Origin of the sequence: Castellaniella sp. (assembly GCF_049651205.1) — a bacterium.
GTDB lineage: Bacteria > Pseudomonadota > Gammaproteobacteria > Burkholderiales > Burkholderiaceae_B > Castellaniella.
In genome coordinates this window covers 102,781-126,603 of sequence record NZ_JBASBR010000012.1, presented here as the reverse complement: position 1 = coordinate 126,603, position 23,823 = coordinate 102,781, and the positions used below count along the sequence as shown (strand labels likewise).

Sequence of the window (23,823 nt, the reverse complement as noted above, 5' to 3'; positions counted from 1 at the left end):
GGTATCAGGAGGCAAAGCGGTGAAGGTTTAAGTGTCGTGGTTTAATTTAATACAATATGCCGTTCCAAATGCGCCAGGTGTTTCTGGCGCGATTTCATTTTTCTGCCACCATCATGCTAGATACCAATCTGTTGCGCAAAGACCTGGACCGAGTTGTACGTGCCCTGGCCAGACGCGGCCTGAACTTCGACACTGATCGCTACCACGCCCTCGAGGCCCGCCGCAAAGCGGTGCAGGTTCAAACTGAAGAGCTGCAGGCCCGCCGCAATGCCCTGGCCAAACAGATTGGACAACTCAAGTCTCGCGGCGAGGATGCCTCCGTGGCACTGGCCGAGTCCCAGGCCCTCCCGGATCGTCTCAAAGCGCTTGAGCAGGATCTGTCTCTGGTGCAGCAAGAGCTTGCCCAGTGGCTCATGACCATTCCCAATCTGCCCGATGAAAGCGTACCAGACGGCACCTCCGAGGCCGATAACGTCGAGGTGCGTCGCTGGTTACCGGGCAAGGCAGACGCCGAGGGTAATCCGGCGCCCCTGGGCTTCGAGCCACAAGATCACGTGGCACTGGCCGAGCCCATGGGGCTGGATTTTGAGTCGGCCCGCTCTTTGGTGGGAGCCCGTTTCATGATGTTGCGCGGGCCTGTGGCGCGCCTGCACCGGGCCTTGGCGCAGTTCATGCTGGATCTTCAAACCACCCGGCATGGCTACCAGGAGTGCTACACCCCCTATATCGTCAATAGCTCCACCTTGTTTGGCACAGGCCAGTTGCCCAAATTCAAGGAAGACATGTTTTGGGTCACCCGGGGCGGCCAGGGCAGCACCCCGGATGACGAAGGCCAGTCCGAAGATCTTTATCTGATCTCAACCGCCGAGATCCCCCTCACCGGCACCGTGCGCGATCGCATCGTCGATGTGCATGATTTGCCGCTCAAACTCACTGCCCACACCCCTTGTTTTCGCTCGGAAGCGGGCAGTGGCGGGCGCGACCTGCGTGGCCTGATCCGTCAGCATCAGTTCGACAAGGTCGAAATGGTGCAGATCGTGCATCCGGAGCAATCCTGGCTGGCGCTGGACGAAATGGTAGGCCATGCCGAGCACGTGCTGCAGGCGCTGGGCCTGCCTTATCGGGTCGTGCTGCTGTGTGCGGGTGACATGGGCTTTGGTTCAGCCAAAACTTATGATCTTGAAGTCTGGCTGCCGGCTCAAAACACCTGGCGCGAAATCTCCTCCGTGTCCAATTGCCTGGATTTCCAGGCACGGCGCCTGCAGGCAAGATTCCGCCCCGAAGGCCCCAAGGCCAAACCCGAGTACCTGCATACGCTCAATGGCTCCGGGTTGGCGGTTGGCCGTGCCTTGGTGGCTGTGCTCGAGAACTACCAACAGGCCGATGGTAGCGTACGAGTGCCCGAAGCCCTGCAACCGTACATGGGTGGCCTCACCGAGCTTCGAGCTTAAGGCTGCGTAACTGGCATGCGGCTGGCGCCCCCCCGGGCATGGTCGCGGTGTGTTTGATGCGCGTTTCTGCCGGGCGCCGCATCGCGGTAGCCGCCCTGTTTTGTGCTAGAATGCGCAGCTTGACCGCATTCAAGTCCGGACAGGTGGCAGAGTGGTCGAATGTACCTGACTCGAAATCAGGCGTACGGTTTTCCCGTACCGTGGGTTCGAATCCCACCCTGTCCGCCAGAACACCAATAAAATCAAGCAGCTACGGCATTCAGGCGGCAATCCTGAGTGCCGTTTTCTTTTTCCGTGTTGGGGTAAGGGTCGTGTGGTGGGCCTGCGGCGCGAAACGATCGCGCGCAGGATGCAGGTTTAGGACGCATAAGTGAGCATGGCGATCTCCTATTTGCTGGCCCCAGCTTTTTGGCGGGCGGGGTGGCGCTGTGCGTTATTGAGTAACAGAGCTGGCTTTATATTGCCCCAGGCCCTATAGTGTGTACGGGGATATCTTTCCCTTCTACTTAGGACTTACATTGAATACAGAAATCGGCATCGTGAAGTGGTTCAACAACGACAAGGGATTCGGCTTTATCATGCCCGAATCAGGTGGCAAGGACCTCTTCGCACACTACAGCGACATCCAGGGCGCGGAGGGCCACAAGAGCCTTGAAGAAAATCAGCGCGTATCGTTTGTAGCAAAGCAAGGGCAGAAAGGCCCTCAAGCGTCAATGATCAAAGTTATTTGATAGCTCTGCTCGCCTGAGTTGGCGAGCGCATAGAGCAGTCGAATGTGGCCGAACCTTTTGAAACATTGGGTTCGGCTTTTTGTTGACCAGGTTACTTGATCAGGGTGCGGATGTACTTCGAGTCCTGCGCTGGCCGGCTGCATACGCTCTCTGATGTCTACATGGCCATCCTGTGGCCCAAAAGCCATCGGCAAGCCCGAGAACTACGTGCTGTGATCCAAAGGCACACGACCCACAACTTACAGGCAGAACAGCGGGCTGGACGTCAACGGTGCCCACGACATCACCAAGGCCGAAGCCGTCAGAAGGCGGCTTTGAACGGTGTCACTGTGTGACCGGGTTATCACCTCAATATGGCAACCCGGGAAATCTTTCTTTCATCAGTTTGAGAAAATGAGTGCGGTCTTTAACGCACTGCCTGTTGCGCTCGATTTCATCGAACGGCGAAGGCGGCGCGGGCGGGTGGTTCGTGTTGGCTGCTTGCAATTTCGGAACGAAAAAGGCGGCAGGTGAGAGATAAAGGGTCATTAGAGTTCCAAATAGCCTGGCCGGTTTGTTGTGTGTCTGGGCCAGGGTTGCCATCGCGAGACGCTCTGATTTCGACGAAGTCAGTGTGCAAAGGGCCGCATGTGCTGAGCGTGCGATTTTGACGGAGGCGTTGCCACGATCTGTTAGATTAGTCATGGATCTCAAGTGGCTATCCACCTCACTTCGCTCAGTCTGGGACATATAGAGGCAGATAGCGAGATTTACTTTGTATCAGTGATCTTTGTGCAGTGTGAGGGAGGTTCTGCCGGACGCTGGGGCAACCTTACGCGTCGCGCTATAGCCATCGCTTGATCAGAGCGTATAGCCAGGCTTTGCCACCCGTACCTCAAACCAAGCTTTCGTCTCCCCCAGCGCCTGGAACGCATCACCCCGCGCTCGGCCGGCTGCAGCGACCCATCGTTTGGCCGGCACCACATCATTCGGCGCCATTTCGCTCTCTGCGGTGTCTTCAGCCGTCGCCTAGGCCCGATAGGCCTCAAGCGTCTGCTCTGGCCCGCCGAGGGTTCGTTCCATCGTCCGGCGAAAGCGCTGTTCCGCGTCCTGCCGTGCTTGTGCAGGTAGGTCGGCGGGGGCGTCTTGAAGGGTGATCGTGTACATGATGGCTGCTCCTTGATTTGTTGTGTTTTTATACAGTATTATAAAAATTGGATAACATCAGAAGAACGCTGATAAATAAGGTTTTTTTGTTACAGGCATTGCTATGTTGTATGACTCGAAATCAGGCGTACGGTTTTCCCGTACCGTGGGTTCGAATCCCACTCTGTCCGCCAGGCCCTAAAGAAGATCAAGTCGCTGCGGCATTCAGGAGTTCACCCTGAGTGCCGTTTGCTTTTTGTGGCTTAGGCTTGCGCTGCCTTTTGATGTCGGGGTACCAGCAGCACAACCAAAATGGTCAGCAGCGCGACTGCCAGCATGCCCAGGTAAACATGATGTGTGGCAGTGTCAAATGCTGATAGCAGGAAGCGCCCGCTGTCGGAGTGAGTGGGAAGTGTCTGCAAGGCGGTCATCACTTCGGTGGCTGCCGGCAGGGTAGCAGCCAATGCGGCGGGTGCGCCCGCCAGGGTATTGTTCATCGCATTATTAAATAGAGCCCCTGCCAGTGCCGCCCCCAGGCTTTGGCCCAGGTAACGAGACCACATATTGGCGCTGGTGGCAACACCGCGCTGGCCCCAGGGCACCTTGGATTGCACTCCCACCAGTAAGGGGGTGGACAACATGCCAAAGCCTGCTCCGAGTAAAACTTGATCCGCTGTCACCAGCCAGACAGCAGGATTGGGTGGCAAACCGATAAATCCGATGACAGCAGCCAGGATCATGGCTGCCCCAAACAACGCTGTATTGCGAAAACCAAATTGCAGGTAAAGTTGCCCGGACCAGGCCGAGGCTGCCACCCAGCCCAGACTCATGCTGGCCAGCACCAGCCCGGCGCTGATGGGCCCAAGTCCCATCACCGATTGGGCAAACACAGGCAGATACGTGCCGGGGGCCATCATGATGAGCCCCATGCCAAGTACCCCTAGATTGGATCCCAGCATGATGCGCTGGCGCCAGACCCAGCCCGGCATGATGGGCTCCGCTGCTTGTCGCTCACGCACCACCGTAGCGGCGATGAGAAGGGCGACCAGGGCAAATGTACCCAGGCTGGGCAGGGATAGCCAGGGCCAGGCGTTGCCGCCTTGCAGCAACCCAAAGACGCCGGCTGCGCCGGCCAGCATCATCAGCAGCGCACCGGCGTAATCGATGGTGTGTTTTTTGGTGGAGGGGTGTTCGTGCAAATAGCGGGCAATCAGGCCGATGGCGGCCAGCCCGATCGGCAGATTGATGAGGAACACCCAGCGCCAGGTGGCATATTCGGCGAAGGCGCCTCCCAGTGTCGGGCCCACGATGGCTGCCACTCCCCATACGCTGGAGAGCCATCCCTGTACGCGGGCACGTTCGCGCGTGGAGTACAGATCACCCGCCAGGGTGTTGACGGTTGCCATGATTGATCCTGCCCCCAGGCCCTGCAAGGCGCGAAACACAATCAGGGGAATCATGCCCCACGACAGCGCACAGGCGGCGGATCCAAGCAGAAATAGCGCGGTACCACCCATCAGTACGGGTTTGCGGCCGTAAATGTCTGCCAGCTTGCCGTAAATGGGGATGGTGATGGTTTGTGCCAGCAGATAGATGGAAAACAGCCAGCTGAAAAGATCAAACTCGCCTAGATCGTTGACGATCTGGGGCACAACTGTCGCCACGATGGTGATGTCCATCGCCGCCAGGGACATGGTTAGCATCAAGGCCATCAAAATCCATCCGCGATGAGGAACCCGTGTGATTTGGCCTGCCTCGTCTTGGGGTGAATCCTGTTTTTTGCTGGGGTTCGCGGTCATAATGGCGGCTGGGTAGTAAGACCTCATCTTAGCCGACGCCACGCACAGGATTTCCCATGACCAGCACAACACCAGAACATCCACCAGGACACGGCGAGTACAAAATACCCGGGGGCAAACTGGTGGTGGTTGATCTGGCGGTTGATAACGGCCTCCTGGCCCAGGTTCGCCTGTCCGGGGATTTCTTCCTCGAACCCCCCGAGGCGCTGGATTGCATCAATGCCGCCCTCGAGGGCTTGCCCGCAGAGACCGACGAGGCCAGCATTGCCCGCCATGTCCGGCAGGCGCTGGATGCCAACGTCGAGATGTTTGGCATCAGCCCCGAGGGCATTGCCGTGGTTGTCCGGAGGGCACTGGCATGAAAACCCCAGGCGCGCGCAGTCAATGGACAGACTTTAACTGGCAACTGGTGCATCCCCAGCCCTTGCAGCCCTTGCAGCATATGGCCCTTGATCAGGTCTTGCTGGACGAGGTTGCCGCCGGTCGCCGGCCACCCACCTTGCGGATCTGGGAGTGGGCGGCGCCCGCCGTCGTCATCGGTATTTTTCAGTCGCTCAAAAACGAGGTAGAAGCCCACGCCGCCGAAGCCCACGGGATTCAGGTGGTGCGCCGTATTAGTGGTGGTGGCGCCATGTTTATCGAACCAGGCAACACCATCACCTACTCAATTTATGCCCCCTTGTCCCTGGTTGAGGGGATGAGTTTCAAGGATGCATACGCCTATATGGATGATTTTGTGCTGCAGGCCCTGGGCGACGCAGGCATCAAGGCCTGGTATCAGCCGCTCAACGACATTACCTCTGAGGCTGGAAAAATCGGTGGGGCGGCACAGGCTCGCCGCGGTGGGGCGGTATTGCACCATGTCACCATGGCCTACGATATCGATGCGGTCAAGATGTTGCAGGTGTTGCGCATAGGGCGCGAGAAGCTCTCGGATAAAGGCACGACATCGGCCGCCAAGCGGGTAGATCCCCTGCGCAGCCAAACCGGGCTCTCGCGCGAGAGCCTGATCCAGAAGATGATCGATGTTTTCCGACAGCGTAATGGCTTGCAGGAATCCACCCTGACCCCCACCGAGCTTGCCACGGCAAACCGCCTGATCGAAGAGAAATTTGGTACCTTCAGCTGGATCAGCAAGGTACCCTGAGGCGAGCCCCCCACATCAGTGGGTGGGGCCACGCCTTATACCGCATGCATTGGCACCAGCCGTGTCATTTGTTGTGTAGGTGATCCAGCGTTTGCAGCGCCAGGTTGGAGTGTGCGTACGCACCGCCTGCGCGCATCTCGGCGGCCACCCAGATTGCTTCCATGATCTCGGCGTCGGTTGCCCCGGCCCGTGAGGCACCCTCGGTGTGACCCTTGATGCAATACGGACATTGGGTGACATGCGCCACAGCCACGGCAATCAGTTGCTTGGTTTTCGCGTCCAGGGCGCCGGCCGCAAATACCGCCTTGCTGAATGCCTTGAAAGCAGCCAGGGGCTCGGGGGCAAGTTTGGCACGCTGTTTGGCCAGATCGGCGGTGGCATTGGGGTACATAGGTGAGTCCATGGGGGCAACTCCTTTGCAGGGACAGGTTGAACAATGATGGGTTCATGATAGACCGCCTGGATTGTCCCGGCCAGCGAAGCCCTTCTGGCAACAGGGGCCCTACAATAGCTCTCTTTACCTAAGGAAATTCTGGTGGCTCAACGCCAACCCATGGACGGCCGGGCATCGGGGCTGATGCTGCTGTTGTGTCTCATCTGGGCCATGCAGCAAATTGCCCTCAAGGCCACCACAGATGACTTTTCACCGGTTTTCCAGATTGGCTGGCGTACGGCCTTTGGTGGCGTGCTGGTGGCAATGGTCATGCTGTGGCGCCGGGAACCCATCAGCCAGGCGCTCTTGCTCTGGCGCCCTGGTATTTGTGTAGGTGCCCTGTATGCACTCGAGTTCGTCTTTATTGGTGAAAGCCTGCGCTTTACCACGGCGGGTCATGTGGTGGTATTGCTCTATACCGCCCCCATTTTTGCGGCCATAGGTTTGCACTGGAAACTGGCCGAAGAACGCCTGGCCTGGATTCAGTGGAGTGGGGTGGTAGTGGCATTTGTCGGCGTGGGTATTGCGTTTCTGGTGCGTGAGAACCCTGCCGCCCACCCGATGGCGTCAGCCATGCTCTGGGGAGATCTGTTGGCCCTGCTGGGCGGCGCCGCCTGGGGAGCCACTACGGTGGTGGTCAGGGTAACGCCTTTGGCTGCTTTGCCCGCGAGCCAGTCGCTGATGTATCAGCTGGTGGTGGGTTCTTTTTTGATCATGCTCTTTGCCGTGTCAACCGGGCAAACCACGTTTCATCCGAGCCCGCTGGTGTGGGCCGGCCTGGCGTTTCAGACTGTATTTGTGGCGTTTATCAGCTATCTGACGTGGTTTTGGTTGCTGCGTAAATACCTGGCGTCACGCCTGGGGGTATTCTCGTTTTTAACCCCCTTGTTTGGCGTGGTGCTGGGTGCGTGGCTACTGGATGAACCCATTGGTCCGGGTTTTTTGCTGGGTGCCGCACTGGTTGTGGTTGGGGTTGTGTTGCTCAGTGGCTATGGCTGGTACGCTCAGTGGCGGGCACATTCAGCCTGAAAACCCGCCGGCATCCAGAAACGCCTGTTCTGCCTGGGTGGTGGTGCGGCCCAGCGCTGCATTGCGATGGGGAAACCGGCCAAAGCGCGCGATGATATCGTGGTGCTCCTGGGCCCAGCGCATGGAGCCCGGTGCATGCTGGCGATAAAGATTGATGGATTCCTGTTGCGTGAGCAGGTTCTCGGAGTGCATGAAAGGCAGGCAAATAAAATTGCGCAGATCAGGCTCGATGTCTTTCAGGTGCCGAAGTGCTTGCCGGGCATAGCACAGCGCCAGGCCGTCGGTGGCAAACATATGCCCGGTGTCCCGAAAAGCGTTTCGTGGATATTGATCCAGCAGCAGAATCAAAGCCAGGGAAGACTCTGGCTCTTGCAGCCAGCCGGCCAGCTCTTGATGCGCAGCGGCAAAGTGCGCCTGGGCAAAACGTTCACGGAAATCCGCGTCAAATTGCGTGTTTTTTGCAAACCATTTGCTTGGCCCCGCCGTCCGCCAAAAATCGACCATTGCGTGGGCATCGCTTGCTTGCTTGGTTGAGGGACGGCGTGTGGGCATGAGACAGACTCTAGAGTAGTTCGCGGCGCAAATCGGCCGCAGATTTGGGTGACAGCAAGCCGGGAGCAATATCAAGGACGGTTCGGGCGCCGGTTTCGCCGGCTATTTTCAGGCGCCAGGCGGCACGGGCATAGGCCACCAGCACACTCGAGGTAAACCCCGGATTGCTGGCCAGATTCAGTGAAAATTCCATGACCTGTCCATCGCCGTGGCCAGACTGCCCACTGCGGATGACAAAACCACCGTGTGGCATGCCGGAGTGTTCGCGATGCAGAGTGTCGGCATCAATAAAATGCACTGTGGTGTCGTAATCAGCAAAATAGTTGGGCATGGTGACAATGGCCTGGCGTACCTGATCGCCATCTGCACCGGGTTGCAACACCACAAAGCATTCACGAGTGTGTTTCTGGCGGGTGCTGAGCTGGGGCTGCTGCCCGGCCCGAACCTGATTGACAGCGTCTTGTACCGGAAGTGTGTATTGCACACCGGCGGCTACCCCGGGTACCCGGCGGATGGCGTCAGAATGCCCCTGGCTGAGCCCTTTGCCCCAAAACGTGTAGGTGGCACCCTGAGGCAGGATGGCCTCGCCCATCAGGCGGTTGATGGAAAACAGGCCCGGATCCCAACCAACGGCCAGAATCGAAACATTGCCGTGAGCACGTGCCACGGTATCTACCGAACTGAAGTATTCCGGGATTTTGGCATGCGTATCAAAGCTGTCGATGGTGGTGTACCACTGTGCCAGGGAAGGCCCTTGCACGGGGAGGTCATCCTTGGATCCACCGCATAAAATCAGGACATCGATCTCATCCCGTCGGGCGGCAGCCTCGTCGATCGACCACACGGGGACGGAAGGATCGGCCAGTTGCAGCGAGGCAGGATTACGGCGCGTAAATACGCCCATCAGCTGCATATCGGGCTGCTGTGCGATGGCGGCCTGCGCGCCACGTCCGAGGTTGCCATAGCCGGCGATGCCGATGCGAATCGGGGATGAATCCATGAAGTTCCTTATCTGATGTATCTGGGCCCTGTGCAGGATGCACTCCGCTTATTGTATCCACTCGTCGTCCGGCAGTCTGGCAGGGGAGTGCTAGAATGGCGGCCAATTTTTATCAGGTATGGAACACTCTTATGGCGCGCTCTGCCCATTCATCCCACCCCTTGCTGCATTTTGTGACACACGGGAGTCTCGTCGGCCAAATTCTCATCGGTTTACTTGCTGGTGTGGCCCTGGCTTATGGTTTCCCTGAGGCGGCCAGATCTGTGGGGCTTTTGGGCAATCTGTTTGTTACTGCGCTTAAATCGATTGCCCCCATCCTGGTGTTTGTGCTGGTATCCGCGTCAATTGCCAATCACCATAAAGGTTCGCAGACGCAGCTAGGCCCCATTCTTATGTTGTATCTGGTGGGTACGTTTGCAGCCGCATTGGTGGCAGTGGTGGCCAGCTTTATGTTTCCCCTGACGATCCAGTTGCAGCTCACGGATGCTGCCGTCAGCCCGCCCAGCGGTGTGCTGGAAGTGCTGAAAAATCTCTTGCTGAGTGTCGTGGACAACCCGGTTCATGCCTTGCTGGAGGCCAACTACATTGGTATTTTGGCTTGGGCGGTTGGTCTGGGGATTGCGTTGCGTCACGCGCATGGCGCCAGCAAAACCATGTTGCTGGATTTGTCCGAGAGTGTGTCGTTTATTGTGCGTGTGGTGATTCGCACAGCACCCGTGGGGATCTTTGGCCTGGTGGCAGCCACCATCGCCGATACCGGCTTTGACGCCTTGCTGGATTATGCCCGCCTGCTGGGGGTGTTGTTGGGGTGCATGGTGTTTGTGGCGTTGGTGGTCAACCCGCTGATTGTCTTCTGGCGCATCCGCTCCAATCCGTACCCTCTGGTGTTCACCTGCCTGCGCGAATCCGGCGTCACGGCGTTTTTCACACGCAGCTCGGCGGCCAATATCCCCGTCAATATGGCCTTGTGCGAAAAACTTGGCCTGGAAGAAGACACGTATTCGGTGTCGATTCCTCTGGGTGCCACCATCAACATGGCTGGTGCGGCGGTAACCATCACCGTGCTCACGCTGGCGGCCGTCAACACCTTGGGGGTTTCGGTTGATCTCTTTACGGCATTGTTGTTGAGCGTGGTGGCCGCCGTGAGTGCCTGCGGGGCCTCGGGGGTTGCTGGCGGGTCATTATTGCTGATCCCCGTGGCATGCAGCCTGTTCGGGATCTCCAACGACCTCGCCATGCAGGTAGTAGGTGTGGGCTTCATTATTGGCGTGCTGCAGGACTCTGCAGAAACTGCCCTGAACTCATCCACAGATGTGCTGTTTACCGCGGCCGGATCTTTCCGTCCTGTGTCCAGCCCTGAATAATCGGCCATAGATCAGAGGGTTGGTGGGCCACTGCGTCGGCCTGCCAACGCTCGGGGTCGCCCAGCGAGCAATATCCGTAGCCGGCGGCCACAGTGGCCATGCCAGCCGCCTTGCCGGCCAAAATATCGCGCTCATCGTCGCCCACATACAGACAGTGCTGAGGCAAGAAACCTGTCTGCCGGGCGGCATGCAACAGTGGCTCTGGGTGTGGTTTGATGTGGGCGGTGGTGTCGCCCCCCACGGTGACACGGCAGCGGCTCTCAAGCCCCAGATGGCGCACCATGGGTAAAGCCAGCGCCTCGGTCTTGTTGGTGACAATCCCCCAAGGCATGGCTGCCTGAAACAGGTGTTCCAGCAGTTCGTCAATCCCGGCAAACAACTGTGCGTGTTCCAGCATGGTCTTTGCGTAATCCTGCAAAAATTGCTGGCGGCACTGCTCGTAGTCGGCGTGGCTGGCGTCGATGTCCAAGGCTGCTTTCAGCAGGCCCCGGGCCCCATGCGAGGCATATGGACGCAACAGGGCGTAATCCAGGGCGGGCAAGCCGCGATATCCGCGTTGCAGATTGGCGGCTGCTGCAAGGTCGGGGGCAGTATCTGCCAGGGTGCCGTCGAAATCAAACAGAATCATGCGCGGAATCATACGCTGGCTTCCGGGCGGCGAGCCGCCATCATGTAGTTCACGCTGGTGTCCCGGCCAAGTGAGTAGTGTTGGGTCAGGGGATGGTATTCGATGCCGTCCAGTGCGCTGACTTCCAGCGTTGCCTGGCGTGCAGCACTGGCAAGCTCGCTGGGAGTGATGAACTGCTGGTACGCATGGGTACCCCTGGGTACCATGCGCAGCAGGTATTCGGCCGCCACAATCGCCAGCAAAAACGATTTTGGATTACGGTTGAGCGTGGAAAAACATACCAGCCCGCCTGGGCGGACCAACTGGGCGCAGGCCTGAACAATGGCAGCGGGGTCGGGGACATGCTCCAGCAGTTCCATGCAGGTCACCACGTCATACTGTCCGGCGTGTTCTGCTGCATGGGACTCAGCGCTGGTGCACTCGTATTGCACGTGGATATTGGATTCGTGCCCGTGCAAACGGGCAATCTGGATGGCCGGCTGCGACAGATCGATACCGGTCACCTCTGCGCCATCGGCTGCGAGTGCCTCGGAGAGCAAGCCGCCCCCACACCCGATATCCAGGACACGTTGGCCTGATAGCGTCCCCGCCTGGGTGCGAATCCAGTCGAGACGCAGGGGATTGATGTCGTGCAGAGTTTTAAGCTGGCCGGCGGGATCCCACCAGGTAGAAGCCAGTGCACTGAACTTGTCGAGCTCCGCCTGGCTGGCGTTGGCTGTTTGCATGAATTGGGTTCCGAAAATGAACAAGGCCCCGCGCATGCGCGGAGCCTTGAAAACTGCCACACCCGGAGGTGCGGCAGTACGTGCGGCCTGCAGTATTACTTGCGGGTACCGACGATTTCGATTTCCACGCGACGGTTTTGGGCACGGCCTTCGCGGGTCTTGTTGGACGCGACGGGTTGCATTTCGCCCTTGCCTTCGGCATAGATACGATCAGCGGCAACGCCCTTGCTGATCAGGTATTGCTTGACCGAATTGGCACGACGCTCGGAGAGCTTCTGGTTGTAGGCTTCGGTACCGATGGAATCGGTGTGGCCGACGGCAATGATGGTTTCCAGATTGATGGTGCCAGCTTGCTGGGCAACTTGATCCAGAACCTGACGGCCTTCGGGCTTGATGGTGGACTTGTCGAAGTCGAAGAACGTGTCAGCGTTGAGCACGACCTTGCTGGCAGTCGGTGCAACGACAGGCGCTTCAGCGACAGGCAAGCCGCAACCTTCGGCAGCAGTTGCCGGGGTCCAGAATGCATCGCGCCAGCAGTTTTGGCCGCTCGCATCTTTCCACACATGGCCGTCAACGTTGACCCAGTTGTCGCTTGCCGATGCGGTACCCACGACAGCCATAGCAGCAATGGCGAGTCCAATAGCGATTTTGGAGGGTTTATTCATGTTTCTCCTCGTTTGAGCATGATGCTTGAAAGTGACCGCAGCGAACCCCCGCCGCATATCGAAAGAACATTTCCAGTATAGCAATGTCTAGTTGGAAAACTATGAATTGCGCTGGGTTTGATGCGTGTTAGCCGAAATCTTAAGGCATTTTTGCCACTGCAGTTAAGTATTGATCCCTTTGCCGGCCACTCTGGGCCGTATTTAGACGGACCAGGCGCTTAGGCTGTGGGGTTTTTGCAACGATCGTCGGTTGGTGAGGTTGTGCGGCCGGATTGCCACGGAAGATTGGCTGTCTGATCGCTCTCTGGTGGTGAATGATAGAATCACCGATTGCTTCGGGCTGTTTCCCGACTATCGGTTTCGGACATATCAATGGAATCCTTCGCCAAAGAGACCCTGCCTGTTTCGTTAGAAGACGAAATGCAGCGTAGTTACCTGGATTACGCCATGAGCGTCATCGTCGGGCGGGCATTGCCCGACGTGCGCGATGGCCTCAAGCCTGTGCACCGGCGTGTCCTTTTTGCCATGCACGAGTTGAACAACGACTGGAACCGTGCTTACAAAAAGTCTGCACGTATCGTCGGTGATGTCATCGGTAAATACCACCCTCACGGTGACTCAGCCGTATACGACACGATCGTCCGGATGGCTCAGGATTTTTCTCTGCGCTACATGCTGGTAGACGGCCAGGGCAACTTTGGCTCGATCGATGGCGATAACGCGGCAGCCATGCGTTACACCGAAGTCCGCCTGTCCAAAATTGCGCACGAGATCCTGGCCGACATTGATCAGGACACCGTCGATTTTGGCCCCAACTACGATGGCAGTGAACAGGAACCCCTGTTGCTGCCCTCGCGCCTGCCCAACTTGCTGGTTAATGGCAGTGCCGGTATTGCGGTGGGGATGGCCACCAACATCCCGCCACATAACCTGTCCGAGGTTGTTGAAGGGTGCCTGTATTGTTTGCGTAACCCTGATTGCACCATTGATGAACTCATTGAGCGTATTCCGGCGCCTGACTTTCCCACGGGCGGCATTATCTATGGCATCGCCGGTGTCCGCGAAGGCTATCGCACCGGGCGTGGCCGGGTGGTGATGCGTGCAAAAGCCCACTTCGAAGATCTCCCTCACGGCAACCGGCAGTCCATCGTCATCGATGCGATTCCGTACCAGGTCAATAAAAAGACCCTGCAAGAGCGCATTGCAGAACTGGTCAACGAGAAAAAGATCGACGGCATCTCTGACATTCGCGACGAGTCCGACAAAGACGGCATGCGCCTGGTGATCGAGCTCAAGCGTGGCGAAGTCCCCGAAGTCGTGCTCAATAATCTATATAAAAATACTCAGCTGCAAGAAACTTTTGGCATGAACATGGTGGCGCTGGTTGATGGCCAGCCCCGTTTGCTCAATCTCAAGCAGATGGTCAACTACTTCCTGCGGCACCGTCGCGAAGTCGTGACCCGTCGCACCATTTTTCAGTTGCGCAAAGCCCGTGAGCGTGGCCATGTGCTCGAAGGTCTGGCGGTTGCTCTGGCCAACATCGATGATTTCATTGCCATCATCAAGGCCGCACCGACACCACCCGTGGCACGTCAGTCCCTGATGGAGAAAGACTGGGATTCGTCTCTGGTACGCGAGATGCTTGCGCGTGCAGATGCCAACGCCGCCTCCGGCGGGCGGGCTGCCTATCGGCCCGACGGCCTGGATCCCCAGTTTGGCTTGCAGGCCGATGGTCTGTACCGGCTCTCCGAGGTTCAGGCACAAGAAATCCTCAACATGCGTCTGCAGCGCCTGACAGGGCTCGAGCAAGACAAGGTGATCGGCGAGTACCGCGACATCATGGATACCATTGCTGATTTGCTGGATATCCTGGCGCGTCCTGATCGCGTCACCACCATCATCAGCGACGAGCTTCAGGCCGTACGGGCCGAATTCTCCGGCAGCGCCAGTGATCCACGGCGCTCCGAAATCGAGTTCAATGCCACCGAGCTCGAAACTGAAGACCTCATCACCCCCATGGACATGGTGGTCACGCTGTCACGCAGCGGCTACATCAAGAGCCAGCCTTTGTCCGAGTACCGGGCACAAAAGCGTGGTGGACGCGGCAAGCAGGCAACGACGATGAAAGAAGACGACTGGGTCGACCAGCTGTTCATCGCCAACACCCACGATTACCTCTTGTGCTTCTCTGATCGCGGCCGGGTCTATTGGCTCAAGGTCTGGGAGGTTCCACAGGGCTCGCGTAACTCAAGAGGGCGCCCGATCGTCAATATGTTCCCGCTGATGGATGGTGAAACCATCACCGCAGTGCTTACCGTCAAGGCGTTCAGCGAAGATCAATTTGTCTTCATGGCCACCTCGCGCGGTACGGTCAAAAAGACGCCGCTGTCTGATTTCTCCAATCCGCGCAAGGCCGGCATCATCGCAGTGGGCCTCGACGAGGGCGACTTCCTCATCGGCGCCGAGCTCACCGATGGCAAGCATGATGTCATGCTGTTTTCCGATGCCGGCAAGGCGGTGCGCTTTGATGAAAATGATGTGCGCCCCATGGGGCGCACGGCACGCGGTGTTCGTGGCATGTTCCTCGAAGACGGTCAGACTGTCATTGCCCTGCTGGTGGCTGAAGACGAAGCCGAAAGCGTGCTGACCGCCACCGAAAACGGCTATGGTAAACGCACTTCCATCGTCGAGTACACGCGCCACGGACGTGGCACCAAAGGCATGATCGCCATCCAGACGTCCGCTCGCAACGGCAAGGTGGTGGGTGCCGTACTGGTGCAACCCGAAGACGAGATCATGCTGATCACCACGTCGGGCGTGCTGGTGCGTACCCGGGTATCTGAAGTTCGCGAGATGGGACGTGCCACTCAGGGTGTCACGCTCATTAATGTCGACGAAGACAGCAGCCTCATTGGGGTGCGTCGGGTGGCCGAAAGCGATGCCGATGATGAAGCCTCCGAAGACGCTTCCGACGAGCCAGGTGGCGAGGGTGGAGATGCCCCCCCTGCGGCGCCGGCGGCAGATGATTCCGTTACACCCAAGGATCCCGCATGAACCGCCCCTGGAATTTCGCGGCAGGGCCGTCCACCCTGCCTCTGGACGTCTTGCAGCAGGTAGCCGCTGATCTCTGTGATTACCAGGGCAGCGGCACCTCCGTCATGGAAATGAGCCATCGAGGCAAGCATTACAGCCGGATTCGTGATGAGGCCGAGGCCGATTTGCGTACATTGCTGGCGGTGCCTGATGATTTTGAAGTTCTGTTCATGCAGGGCGGGGCATCCGCGCAAAATGCACTGGTGCCGCTCAATCTGATTGGGCGCAATAGTCTGGGCCGTGCCGATTACGTTCTTAGTGGCCATTGGGCGAAAAAATCCTTTGTCGAGGCCCAGCGCTATGGCGATATAGCGGTCGCGGCCACCGCAGAAGCCTCCCGGGAAATCGACGGCGCCGTGTATGGCTCCTGGTGCTGGCTGCCAGAGCAAAGCCAATGGCGGGTGCGCCAAGATGCGGCATACTTGCATCTGTGTGCCAATGAAACCATCGGCGGCATCGAGCAGCCCGTGATGCCGGATATGGCGGCCCTGGGTGCGCCAGAAGTCCCTGTCGTGGCCGACATGTCCTCCAATATTCTGTCGCGGCATATCGATTTTTCCAAGTTGGGCGTGGTGTATGCCGGTGCGCAAAAAAATGCAGGCCCTGCGGGTGTCACACTGGTGTTCGTACGCAAACACCTCATCGGCCACGCATCTGCGCAATGCCCCTCTGTATTTGATTACGCTCCTGTGGCCAAGGCCCAGTCGATGTTCAACACACCGCCTGCCTTTGCCATCTATGTGGCGGGGCTGGTCTTCAAATGGTTGATCAAGCAGGGGGGAGTGGCGGCCATGGATGCTGCCAGCACAGTCAAATCACGCACTTTGTATCAATATCTGGATGCCTCGTCACTCTACGAGAACCGGATTCACCCGGCAGTGCGGTCGCGCATGAATGTTCCGTTTTTCCTGCGTGACGAAACCCTCAATGCTGCTTTTCTGGCCGAATCCGAAGCAGCAGGCCTGCTGGCACTCAAGGGGCATAAGTCTGTTGGTGGTATGCGGGCGTCCCTGTATAACGCCATGCCCCTCGAAGGCGTCCAAGCATTGATCAATTTCATGAAGGACTTCGAGGCGCGCCATGGCTGATGCCAAGCTCCAGGCCAGCCTCGAGCCCCTGCGTGCCCGCATCGACGCGCTCGACGAGCAGATCCTGATATTGCTCAACCAGCGGGCCCAGACAGCCCTGCAGGTGGGTGATGTCAAGAAGCGCTTCGATGCCACGGGTCCTGTACTCAAGCCCGAGCGCGAAGCCCTGATCGTTCGGCGCTTGCAGACTATCAACAATGGACCAATACCCGAGGCGGCGGTGGCCGCCATCTGGGGGCAGGTCATCTCGGCCTGCCGTGGCCTCGAAAGCGTCCTTACTGTGGCATTTCTGGGGCCGCAGGGCTCCTTCTCCGAGCAAGCCGCGTTTGAGCACTTTGGCAATGCCATCGAGAGCCTGCGCTGTGAGTCCTTCGACGAAGTCTTTCGTTCTGTAGAGGCCGGCCAGGCCGATGTCGGCATGGTGCCGGTCGAGAACTCTACCGAAGGTGCCGTCAATCACAGTCTGGACCTCCTGCTCAATACCTCACTCAAGGTGCTGGGCGAGCGCACAATCCGGATTCACCATAATCTGCTCACTCGCACGGGGGGCCTAGAAGGCGTTACCCAGGTGCTGGGTCATCCTCAGGCGCTGGCACAATGCCAGGCCTGGCTGAGTCGTCATTACCCAGGCCTCGAGCGCATGCCGGTGGCCAGCAATGCGCAGGCCGCCCGGGTTGCCTCCGAGAATCCCGGCTGTGCAGCCATTGCGGGTGATTCCGCAGCGGTTGCCTGGGGTCTCAGTGCCGTCGCCAGTGGTATTCAGGACGACCCACAAAATCAAACCCGGTTTCTGGCCGTGGGCCCGCGTGATGCCGGCCCTACCGGGCGCGACAAAACCAGCCTGATTCTTGCCGTCCCCAACCGGGCAGGTGCAGTCTACGAGATGTTGGCGCCTCTGTCGCAGCACGGTGTTTCCATGACGCGATTCGAATCCCGTCCAGCCAGAACCGGTCAGTGGGAATACTATTTCTATGTCGATATCCTGGGCCACCACCAAGACGAACCCGTTGCGCTGGCCTTGGGCGCACTGCGACAACAAGTGGCTTTCTTCAAGATTCTGGGTTCTTATCCGCGGCAATAAGGTATTTCTATGAGCCAGATTCTGGCGCCTGCACATGTGCAGGCGATCGCTCCCTATCAGGCAGGTAAGCCCATCGAAGAGCTCGCGCGCGAGTACGGGCTGGATCCAGCCGGCATCATCAAGCTGGCGTCCAACGAAAACCCGCTCGGATGTTCCGAGCACGTGCGCGCAGCCCTGGCGCAGGCCGTTGAACACCTGCAAGGGCGTTATCCCGATCCCAACGGCTTTGATCTCAAGGCCGATATTGCAATGCATCATCAAGTGCCGGCGCAGTGGGTCACTTTGGGCAACGGATCCAACGATCTCCTCGAACTGGCCTCTCTGGCATTATTGGATGAGGGCACCTCGGCGGTGTATGCCCAGCACGCTTTTGTGGTGTACCGGCTCAGTACACAGGCGCGAGGTGCGCGTCATTGCCAGGTACCGGCCAAGGCATATGGCCATGATCTCCCAGCAATGCTGGCTGCTATTGCCGAAGACACCCGCCTGGTCTTCATCGCCAATCCCAATAACCCCACCGGCACGCACGTGCCTGCCGCTGATATACAGGCATTCCTGGCGCAGGTATACCAGCGCCATGGCAGTCAGGTAACTGTGCTGGTGGATGAGGCGTACGACGACTACCTCGATCCCGAGGAACGCGCAGATAGCGCCAAGTGGGTGCAGCAATACCCCAATCTGATTGTTACCCGTACCTTTTCCAAGGCCTATGGACTGGCGGGCTTGCGGGTTGGATATGCCTTGGCGCAGCCCGGGCTCACTGATCTTCTCAATCGCGTGCGTCAACCCTTCAATGTGGGTGTGCTGGCCCAACAGGCTGCGCGTGTGGCCTTGGCAGATACTGATTTTCTGGCCGCTACCTATCATCTCAACCGTCAGGGGCGCAAGCAGTTGCAAGACGGCTTTACCCAACTGGGGCTCGAATTCGTTCCCAGCCATACCAATTTTGTACTGGTGCGGGTGGGTGATGCTGCAAACATCCACGGCCAGTTATTGCGCCGCGGCATCATTGTTCGTCCAGTTACCGGAGACGGTCTGCCCCAGCACCTTCGCGTCAGCATCGGTTTGCCGGTGGAAAATGCGCGGTTCCTGGATGCACTGGCCGATATCCTGAAGTCATGAGTAGCGTTGCCGATCCGCTGGTGCCAGTGTTGGCCGTGGTTGGTACGGGCTTGATTGGTGGGTCGTTTGCAGCCGCCTTGCAGCGTGTGGGGCAAGTGGGCCGAGTGCTGGGCGTCGGGCGTCGGGCAGCATCGTTGCAACGTGCACAGCAACTGGGCCTGATCGACGAAGTCGCCAGTTTGCAACAGGCTGCTGCGCAGGCTGATTTGATTTTGCTGGCCACACCCGTGGGTGCCATGCCGGAGGTTTTGCGCACACTGGCACCCCATCTGCGGTCGCATACCCTGATCACGGACGCTGGCAGCACCAAGGCAGATGTCGCTCATCTGGCCCGGGAAGTACTGGACGAGCGGTTTGTCCAGTTTGTTCCCGGGCATCCGATTGCCGGTTCTGAAATGACGGGGCCAGAGGCCGCAGACCCTATGCTTTACCATGGGCGCAAGGTGGTGCTCACCCCCTTTGAAGACACGCCGGGGGCCAGTGTGCATCACCTGATCCGTATCTGGGAAGCCTGTGGCGCGCGGGTGCAGCTTATGGATCCAACGGCGCACGACCAGGCCCTGGCCTGCGTCAGCCATTTGCCGCATTTTCTGGCGGCGGTCTACATGGGCCAGGTGCTTCGGGCCGAAGACGCCGATACCCGTTTGGGCCTGGCCGGTACCGGTTTTCGTGATTTCACCCGCATTGCTGCAGGTTCTCCCGAAGTCTGGCGAGATATCTTTTTTTCCAATCGTTCGGCGGTTCTGGATGAGCTCGAAGGGTTTGTGCAGTTGCTGGACACCTGGCGTGCGGCACTCGATGATCCTTCGCAACCCGATCAGCTGGAGTCGCTACTTGAACAATCCGCGCTGGCCCGGCGTTTCTGGGGCGGCCGCAATCCCTCATGACTGATCGTACACCTTCCATTACGCTGGGCCCCGCTGTGCGGGCAAGTGGCACCGTGGTTTTGCCAGGCTCAAAAAGCATTTCCAATCGGGCCCTGTTGCTGGCAGCACTGGCTGAAGGCACCACAACATTATCGGGTCTGCTGGATTCAGACGACACTCAAGTGATGATTGCCGCCCTCCAGTGCCTGGGGGTTCAGCTCGATCACACGGATGATGGCGCCATGGCAGTGGCGGGGTGCACACCCTGGCCCAATACGGATGCCCAACTGTTCCTGGGTAATGCCGGGACGGCATTTCGACCACTGACGGCTGCGCTTGCCGTCATGGGAGGAGACTACCGCCTCTCTGGCGTGGCGCGGATGCACGAGCGCCCGATCGGCGATCTTGTCGGGGCCCTGCAGTCGATGGGATGCGCGATTGAATACGAAGGCCAGGCGGGGTACCCGCCCTTGCATGTTCGCCCTGGCAACCTGCGGGCCGGCCACGAGATCCATGTGCAGGGTTCGGTGTCCAGCCAGTTTTTGACCGCTTTGCTGATGGCCGCACCACTGGCCGCTGCACGGCTGCAGCAGGATATCCGTATCCGGGTGGATGGCCCGCTGATTTCCAAGCCTTACATCCTGATTACGATCAATCTGATGGCGCGCTTTGGGGTTGAGGTGCTGCGCGAAGGTTGGGAACAATTCACAATCGCCGCCCAGGCACGTTATCGCAGCCCCGGCCACTACCGTGTCGAAGGCGACGCCTCGTCGGCGTCCTACTTCCTGGGTCTGGGCGCCATCGCTGGTGGGCCCATTCGCATCGAAGGGGTGGGGGACAAGAGCATTCAGGGTGATGTGGCCTTTGCCCAGTTTGTGCAGTCTCTGGGCGCCGACGTGCAGTTTGAATCCAACGCGCTGGTGGTGCGTGGCCCGGTGGTTGCCCAGGGCCAGCGCCTGCGTGCCTTTGATCGCGATTTCAATCTGATGCCAGATGCTGCCATGACGGCTGCTGTGCTGGCCCTTTATGCGGACGGCCCGTGCACCTTGCGCAACATTGCCAGTTGGCGGGTCAAAGAAACCGACCGCATCGCGGCCATGCATGCCGAGCTTTCCCGCCTGGGCGCACAGGTGCGCTCTACCGGCGACAGCCTCACGGTGCATCCACTGCCGGCCGCCCAATGGCAGTCTGCACAGATCGGCACCTACGATGATCATCGTATGGCGATGTGCTTTTCACTGGCAGCGTTTGGCCCCGTGGCCCAGACGTTATTGGATCCTGATTGTGTGGCCAAAACCTATCCCCGGTACTTTCAGGATTTCCAGCGATTGTTGCAGGCCTGATTTCCCTGTCCGGAGAGCGACAGGTATCACGGTCATCAAGAAAGGAAAACACCATGGTCAACCCTCCTCATCTCGTTGCTGATCAGAACCCGGTGCCGGTCATTACCATTGATGGGCCTACCGCGTCGGGCAAGGGCACCATTGCTCAGCGGGTAGCCGATCACCTTGGCTGGCATGCGCTCGACAGCGGTGCTTTATACCGTTTGACCGCACTGGCTGCACTGCAGGCCGGGCTGGATGCGGCGGATGAGCCAGGCATTGCTGCGCTGGCACGTTCGCTGGATGCACAGTTTCGCCCGGGCAAGATTTTACTGGCGGCTCAGGATGTCACCGACATCATCCGACAAGAGAAAATCGGCAATCTGGCCTCTCAGGTGGCTGCCTTGCCGGCGGTGCGTACGGCGCTCCTGGCGCGTCAACACGACTTCCGCCAGACTCCTGGTCTGGTAGCCGACGGTCGCGATATGGGGTCGGTGGTGTTTCCCGATGCACCCCTGAAAATCTTCCTTGATGCGGATGTGGGTGTACGGGCTGAAAGACGCCATAAGCAGTTGAAGGACAAGGGGATTTCTGCTAATCTAGACGACCTTTTTCAAGATCTTCAGTCTCGGGATGACCGAGACCGAAATCGGGCACACGCACCGCTTGTTGCGGCAGCGGGTGCCGTTACCATCGATTCATCCCGTCTTGGGGTAGATCAGGTGGTGCAGCAGGTGCTTGATCTTTGGCGTAATCACTGATCAGCCCACGGGCCTGTAAGTTGGCTCGTCCACTGGGTGGGCGGGGCGTCTTGCAGGATTTTGCTCACTCCGCCGGGATTTTCCTGGCGTGTCATGATTGCCCTTCGGGGCCTATGGATCCACTTTTCATGTCCACCCTTACCACCGAAGCCGCATTGGGCGGCGAAAGCTTTGCTGATCTGTTTGCCGCAAGCATTAAAGATCAGAACATGCGTTCTGGCGAGGTCATCTCGGCCGAAGTCGTCCGCGTCGATCACAACTTTGTCGTGGTCAACGCCGGCCTCAAGTCCGAAGCCTATATTCCCCTCGAAGAATTCCTCAACGACCAAGGCGAGCTCGAAGTCGAAGACGGCGATTTCGTTTCGGTTGCCATCGACTCCCTCGAAAACGGTTATGGCGACACCATCCTGTCGCGCGACCGCGCCAAGCGCCTGTCGGCCTGGTTGCAACTCGAGCAAGCGCTCGAATCCGGCGAGCTCGTCAACGGCACCATCACCGGCAAGGTCAAGGGTGGCCTCACGGTCATGACCAACGGCATCCGCGCATTCCTGCCGGGTTCTTTGGTCGATCTGCGTCCCGTCAAGGACACCACCCCCTACGAAGGCAAGACCCTCGAATTCAAGGTCATCAAGCTCGATCGCAAGCGCAACAACGTTGTGTTGTCCCGCCGTGCAGTGCTTGAAGCCAGCATGGGTGAAGAGCGCGAGAAGCTCCTCGAAAACCTGCACGAAGGCGTCGTCATCAAGGGTATCGTCAAAAACATCACCGATTACGGTGCGTTTGTCGACCTCGGCGGCATCGACGGCTTGCTGCACATCACCGACATGGCCTGGCGCCGTGTGCGTCACCCCTCCGAAGTCCTGTCCGTTGGTCAGGAAATCGAAGCCAAGGTGCTCAAGTTCGACCAAGAAAAACAACGTGTCTCCCTGGGCGTCAAGCAACTGGGCGAAGATCCCTGGATCGGCCTGGGCCGCCGCTACCCGCAAGGCACCCGCCTGTTCGGCAAGGTTACCAACCTCACCGACTACGGTGCGTTTGTTGAAGTCGAAGCCGGTATCGAAGGCCTGGTGCACGTCTCCGAAATGGACTGGACCAACAAGAACGTTGATCCCCGCAAGGTCGTCACGCTGGGCGAAGAAGTCGAAGTCATGGTTCTCGAAATCGACGAAGACCGTCGTCGTATTTCGCTGGGCATGAAACAATGCCGTCCCAATCCCTGGGAAGACTTTGCTGCCAACTTCAAGCGCGGTGATAAAGTTCATGGCGCCATCAAGTCGATCACCGACTTCGGCGTGTTTGTCGGTTTGCCTGGCGGTATCGATGGCTTGGTGCACCTCTCCGACATCTCCTGGACAGACACCGGCGAAGAAGCCGTGCGCAACTTCAAGAAGGGCGACGAGATCGACGCCGTGGTGCTGGGTATCGACACCGACAAAGAGCGCATCTCTCTGGGCGTCAAGCAACTCGAGGGCGATCCCTTCAACAACTTTGTGGCTACCTACGACAAGGGCGCTGTCCTGACCGGCACCGTCAAGTCCGTCGAGCCCAAGGGTGCTGTGGTTACGCTGTCGGTCGACGTCGAAGGCTACCTGCGCGCTTCCGAGATCTCCGCGGGTCGTGTCGAAGACGCCACCACGGTGCTCAACGAAGGCGATCAGCTCGAAACCATGATCATCAACATTGATCGCAAGGCGCGTTCTATTCAGCTCTCCATCAAGGCGCGTGATAACGCCGAGACGGCCGAGACCATTCAGCGCATGACCGAAGCCAGTGCTTCGTCGGGCACCACCAATCTGGGCGCCCTGCTGAAAGCCAAACTCGATCAGCAGCGCGATAACTGA

At 58.7% G+C, this 23,823-nt stretch carries 22 protein-coding genes and 1 tRNA gene; 15 read left to right on the top strand and 8 right to left on the bottom strand.

What is annotated here, in order from left to right; translation table 11 throughout:
* Window positions 1–113: 113 nt before the first annotated feature.
* From serS to WA928_RS07920, 3 genes are all read left to right on the top strand, one after another.
* Window positions 114–1,451, top strand: coding sequence for a serine--tRNA ligase (serS, locus tag WA928_RS07930; RefSeq protein WP_424302515.1), 1,338 nt, complete (start codon window positions 114–116; stop codon window positions 1,449–1,451).
* Window positions 1,452–1,588: 137 nt separating this feature from the next.
* Window positions 1,589–1,679, top strand: a tRNA-Ser gene (locus WA928_RS07925).
* Window positions 1,680–1,969: 290 nt separating this feature from the next.
* A complete protein-coding gene (locus WA928_RS07920) occupies window positions 1,970–2,182 on the top strand; it encodes a cold-shock protein (protein WP_417252237.1) in 213 nt (70 codons plus the stop codon).
* A gap of 348 nt (window positions 2,183–2,530) precedes the next feature.
* Here the strand turns inward: WA928_RS07920 and WA928_RS07915 are convergent, their stop codons facing one another.
* Together WA928_RS07915 and WA928_RS07910 are read right to left on the bottom strand one after the other, a co-directional pair.
* Entirely contained in the window at window positions 2,531–2,866 is a 336-nt protein-coding gene (locus tag WA928_RS07915; protein ID WP_424301886.1) for a hypothetical protein, read from the bottom strand.
* Between the two features lie 704 nt (window positions 2,867–3,570).
* Window positions 3,571–5,019, bottom strand: coding sequence for an MDR family MFS transporter (locus WA928_RS07910; RefSeq protein ID WP_424301883.1), 1,449 nt, complete (start codon window positions 5,017–5,019; stop codon window positions 3,571–3,573).
* 143 nt (window positions 5,020–5,162) lie between these two features.
* Here WA928_RS07910 and WA928_RS07905 point away from each other — a divergent pair, with 143 nt between their 5' ends.
* Entirely contained in the window at window positions 5,163–5,468 is a 306-nt protein-coding gene (locus tag WA928_RS07905) for a biotin--protein ligase (RefSeq protein ID WP_424301880.1), read from the top strand.
* Window positions 5,465–6,253, top strand: a complete 789-nt coding sequence (locus tag WA928_RS07900) for a lipoate--protein ligase family protein (protein ID WP_424301877.1) — start codon at window positions 5,465–5,467, stop codon at window positions 6,251–6,253. The genes WA928_RS07905 and WA928_RS07900 overlap by 4 nt, the downstream gene beginning before the upstream one ends.
* 64 nt (window positions 6,254–6,317) lie before the next feature.
* Here the strand turns inward: WA928_RS07900 and WA928_RS07895 are convergent, their stop codons facing one another.
* On the bottom strand, window positions 6,318–6,656 hold the full coding sequence (locus WA928_RS07895) for a carboxymuconolactone decarboxylase family protein (protein ID WP_424301874.1): 339 nt from the start codon (window positions 6,654–6,656) through the stop codon (window positions 6,318–6,320).
* Window positions 6,657–6,788: 132 nt separating this feature from the next.
* Between WA928_RS07895 and WA928_RS07890 the strand changes: the two genes are divergently transcribed.
* A complete protein-coding gene (locus WA928_RS07890) occupies window positions 6,789–7,715 on the top strand; it encodes a DMT family transporter (RefSeq protein WP_424301871.1) in 927 nt (308 codons plus the stop codon).
* On the opposite strand, the gene WA928_RS07885 is transcribed toward WA928_RS07890, so the two are convergent.
* Together WA928_RS07885 and WA928_RS07880 are read right to left on the bottom strand one after the other, a co-directional pair.
* Entirely contained in the window at window positions 7,707–8,267 is a 561-nt protein-coding gene (locus WA928_RS07885) for a DUF924 family protein (protein ID WP_424301868.1), read from the bottom strand. The genes WA928_RS07890 and WA928_RS07885 overlap by 9 nt on opposite strands.
* 10 nt (window positions 8,268–8,277) lie before the next feature.
* The gene (locus WA928_RS07880; RefSeq protein ID WP_424301865.1) at window positions 8,278–9,267 is read right to left on the bottom strand and encodes a diaminopimelate dehydrogenase; all 990 of its coding nucleotides are present in this window, start codon (window positions 9,265–9,267) and stop codon (window positions 8,278–8,280) included.
* Between the two features lie 131 nt (window positions 9,268–9,398).
* Here WA928_RS07880 and sstT point away from each other — a divergent pair, with 131 nt between their 5' ends.
* Window positions 9,399–10,631 (top strand): serine/threonine transporter SstT, encoded by a 1,233-nt coding sequence (gene sstT / locus WA928_RS07875; RefSeq protein ID WP_424301862.1) that lies wholly within the window; start codon window positions 9,399–9,401, stop codon window positions 10,629–10,631.
* On the opposite strand, the gene WA928_RS07870 is transcribed toward sstT, so the two are convergent.
* The 3 genes from WA928_RS07870 to ompA form a co-directional block, all read right to left on the bottom strand.
* The gene (locus tag WA928_RS07870) at window positions 10,588–11,268 is read right to left on the bottom strand and encodes an HAD family hydrolase (protein WP_424302512.1); all 681 of its coding nucleotides are present in this window, start codon (window positions 11,266–11,268) and stop codon (window positions 10,588–10,590) included. The genes sstT and WA928_RS07870 overlap by 44 nt on opposite strands.
* Window positions 11,268–11,984 (bottom strand): bifunctional 2-polyprenyl-6-hydroxyphenol methylase/3-demethylubiquinol 3-O-methyltransferase UbiG, encoded by a 717-nt coding sequence (gene ubiG / locus WA928_RS07865; protein WP_424301859.1) that lies wholly within the window; start codon window positions 11,982–11,984, stop codon window positions 11,268–11,270. Before ubiG ends, WA928_RS07870 begins: the two co-directional genes overlap by 1 nt.
* 95 nt (window positions 11,985–12,079) lie before the next feature.
* A complete protein-coding gene (gene ompA, locus WA928_RS07860; protein WP_350380376.1) occupies window positions 12,080–12,649 on the bottom strand; it encodes an outer membrane protein OmpA in 570 nt (189 codons plus the stop codon).
* A 372-nt stretch (window positions 12,650–13,021) separates the two neighbouring features.
* Here ompA and gyrA point away from each other — a divergent pair, with 372 nt between their 5' ends.
* From gyrA to rpsA, 8 genes are all read left to right on the top strand, one after another.
* Complete coding sequence (gene gyrA, locus WA928_RS07855; RefSeq protein ID WP_424301856.1) at window positions 13,022–15,703, top strand: DNA gyrase subunit A; 2,682 nt, start codon at window positions 13,022–13,024, stop codon at window positions 15,701–15,703.
* On the top strand, window positions 15,700–16,830 hold the full coding sequence (gene serC, locus WA928_RS07850) for a 3-phosphoserine/phosphohydroxythreonine transaminase (RefSeq protein ID WP_424301853.1): 1,131 nt from the start codon (window positions 15,700–15,702) through the stop codon (window positions 16,828–16,830). The genes gyrA and serC overlap by 4 nt, the downstream gene beginning before the upstream one ends.
* Window positions 16,823–17,911, top strand: a complete 1,089-nt coding sequence (gene pheA / locus WA928_RS07845) for a prephenate dehydratase (protein ID WP_424301850.1) — start codon at window positions 16,823–16,825, stop codon at window positions 17,909–17,911. Before serC ends, pheA begins: the two co-directional genes overlap by 8 nt.
* Before the next feature lie 9 nt (window positions 17,912–17,920).
* The gene (hisC, locus tag WA928_RS07840) at window positions 17,921–19,033 is read left to right on the top strand and encodes a histidinol-phosphate transaminase (protein ID WP_424301847.1); all 1,113 of its coding nucleotides are present in this window, start codon (window positions 17,921–17,923) and stop codon (window positions 19,031–19,033) included.
* On the top strand, window positions 19,030–19,920 hold the full coding sequence (locus WA928_RS07835; RefSeq protein ID WP_424301844.1) for a prephenate dehydrogenase: 891 nt from the start codon (window positions 19,030–19,032) through the stop codon (window positions 19,918–19,920). The genes hisC and WA928_RS07835 overlap by 4 nt, the downstream gene beginning before the upstream one ends.
* Window positions 19,917–21,242 (top strand): 3-phosphoshikimate 1-carboxyvinyltransferase, encoded by a 1,326-nt coding sequence (gene aroA / locus WA928_RS07830; RefSeq protein WP_424301841.1) that lies wholly within the window; start codon window positions 19,917–19,919, stop codon window positions 21,240–21,242. Before WA928_RS07835 ends, aroA begins: the two co-directional genes overlap by 4 nt.
* Window positions 21,243–21,295: 53 nt before the next feature.
* Window positions 21,296–21,982, top strand: a complete 687-nt coding sequence (gene cmk, locus WA928_RS07825; protein ID WP_424301838.1) for a (d)CMP kinase — start codon at window positions 21,296–21,298, stop codon at window positions 21,980–21,982.
* A gap of 128 nt (window positions 21,983–22,110) precedes the next feature.
* Window positions 22,111–23,823: a 30S ribosomal protein S1 gene (gene rpsA, locus WA928_RS07820; protein WP_350380397.1), complete on the top strand. Its 1,713-nt coding sequence runs from the start codon at window positions 22,111–22,113 to the stop codon at window positions 23,821–23,823.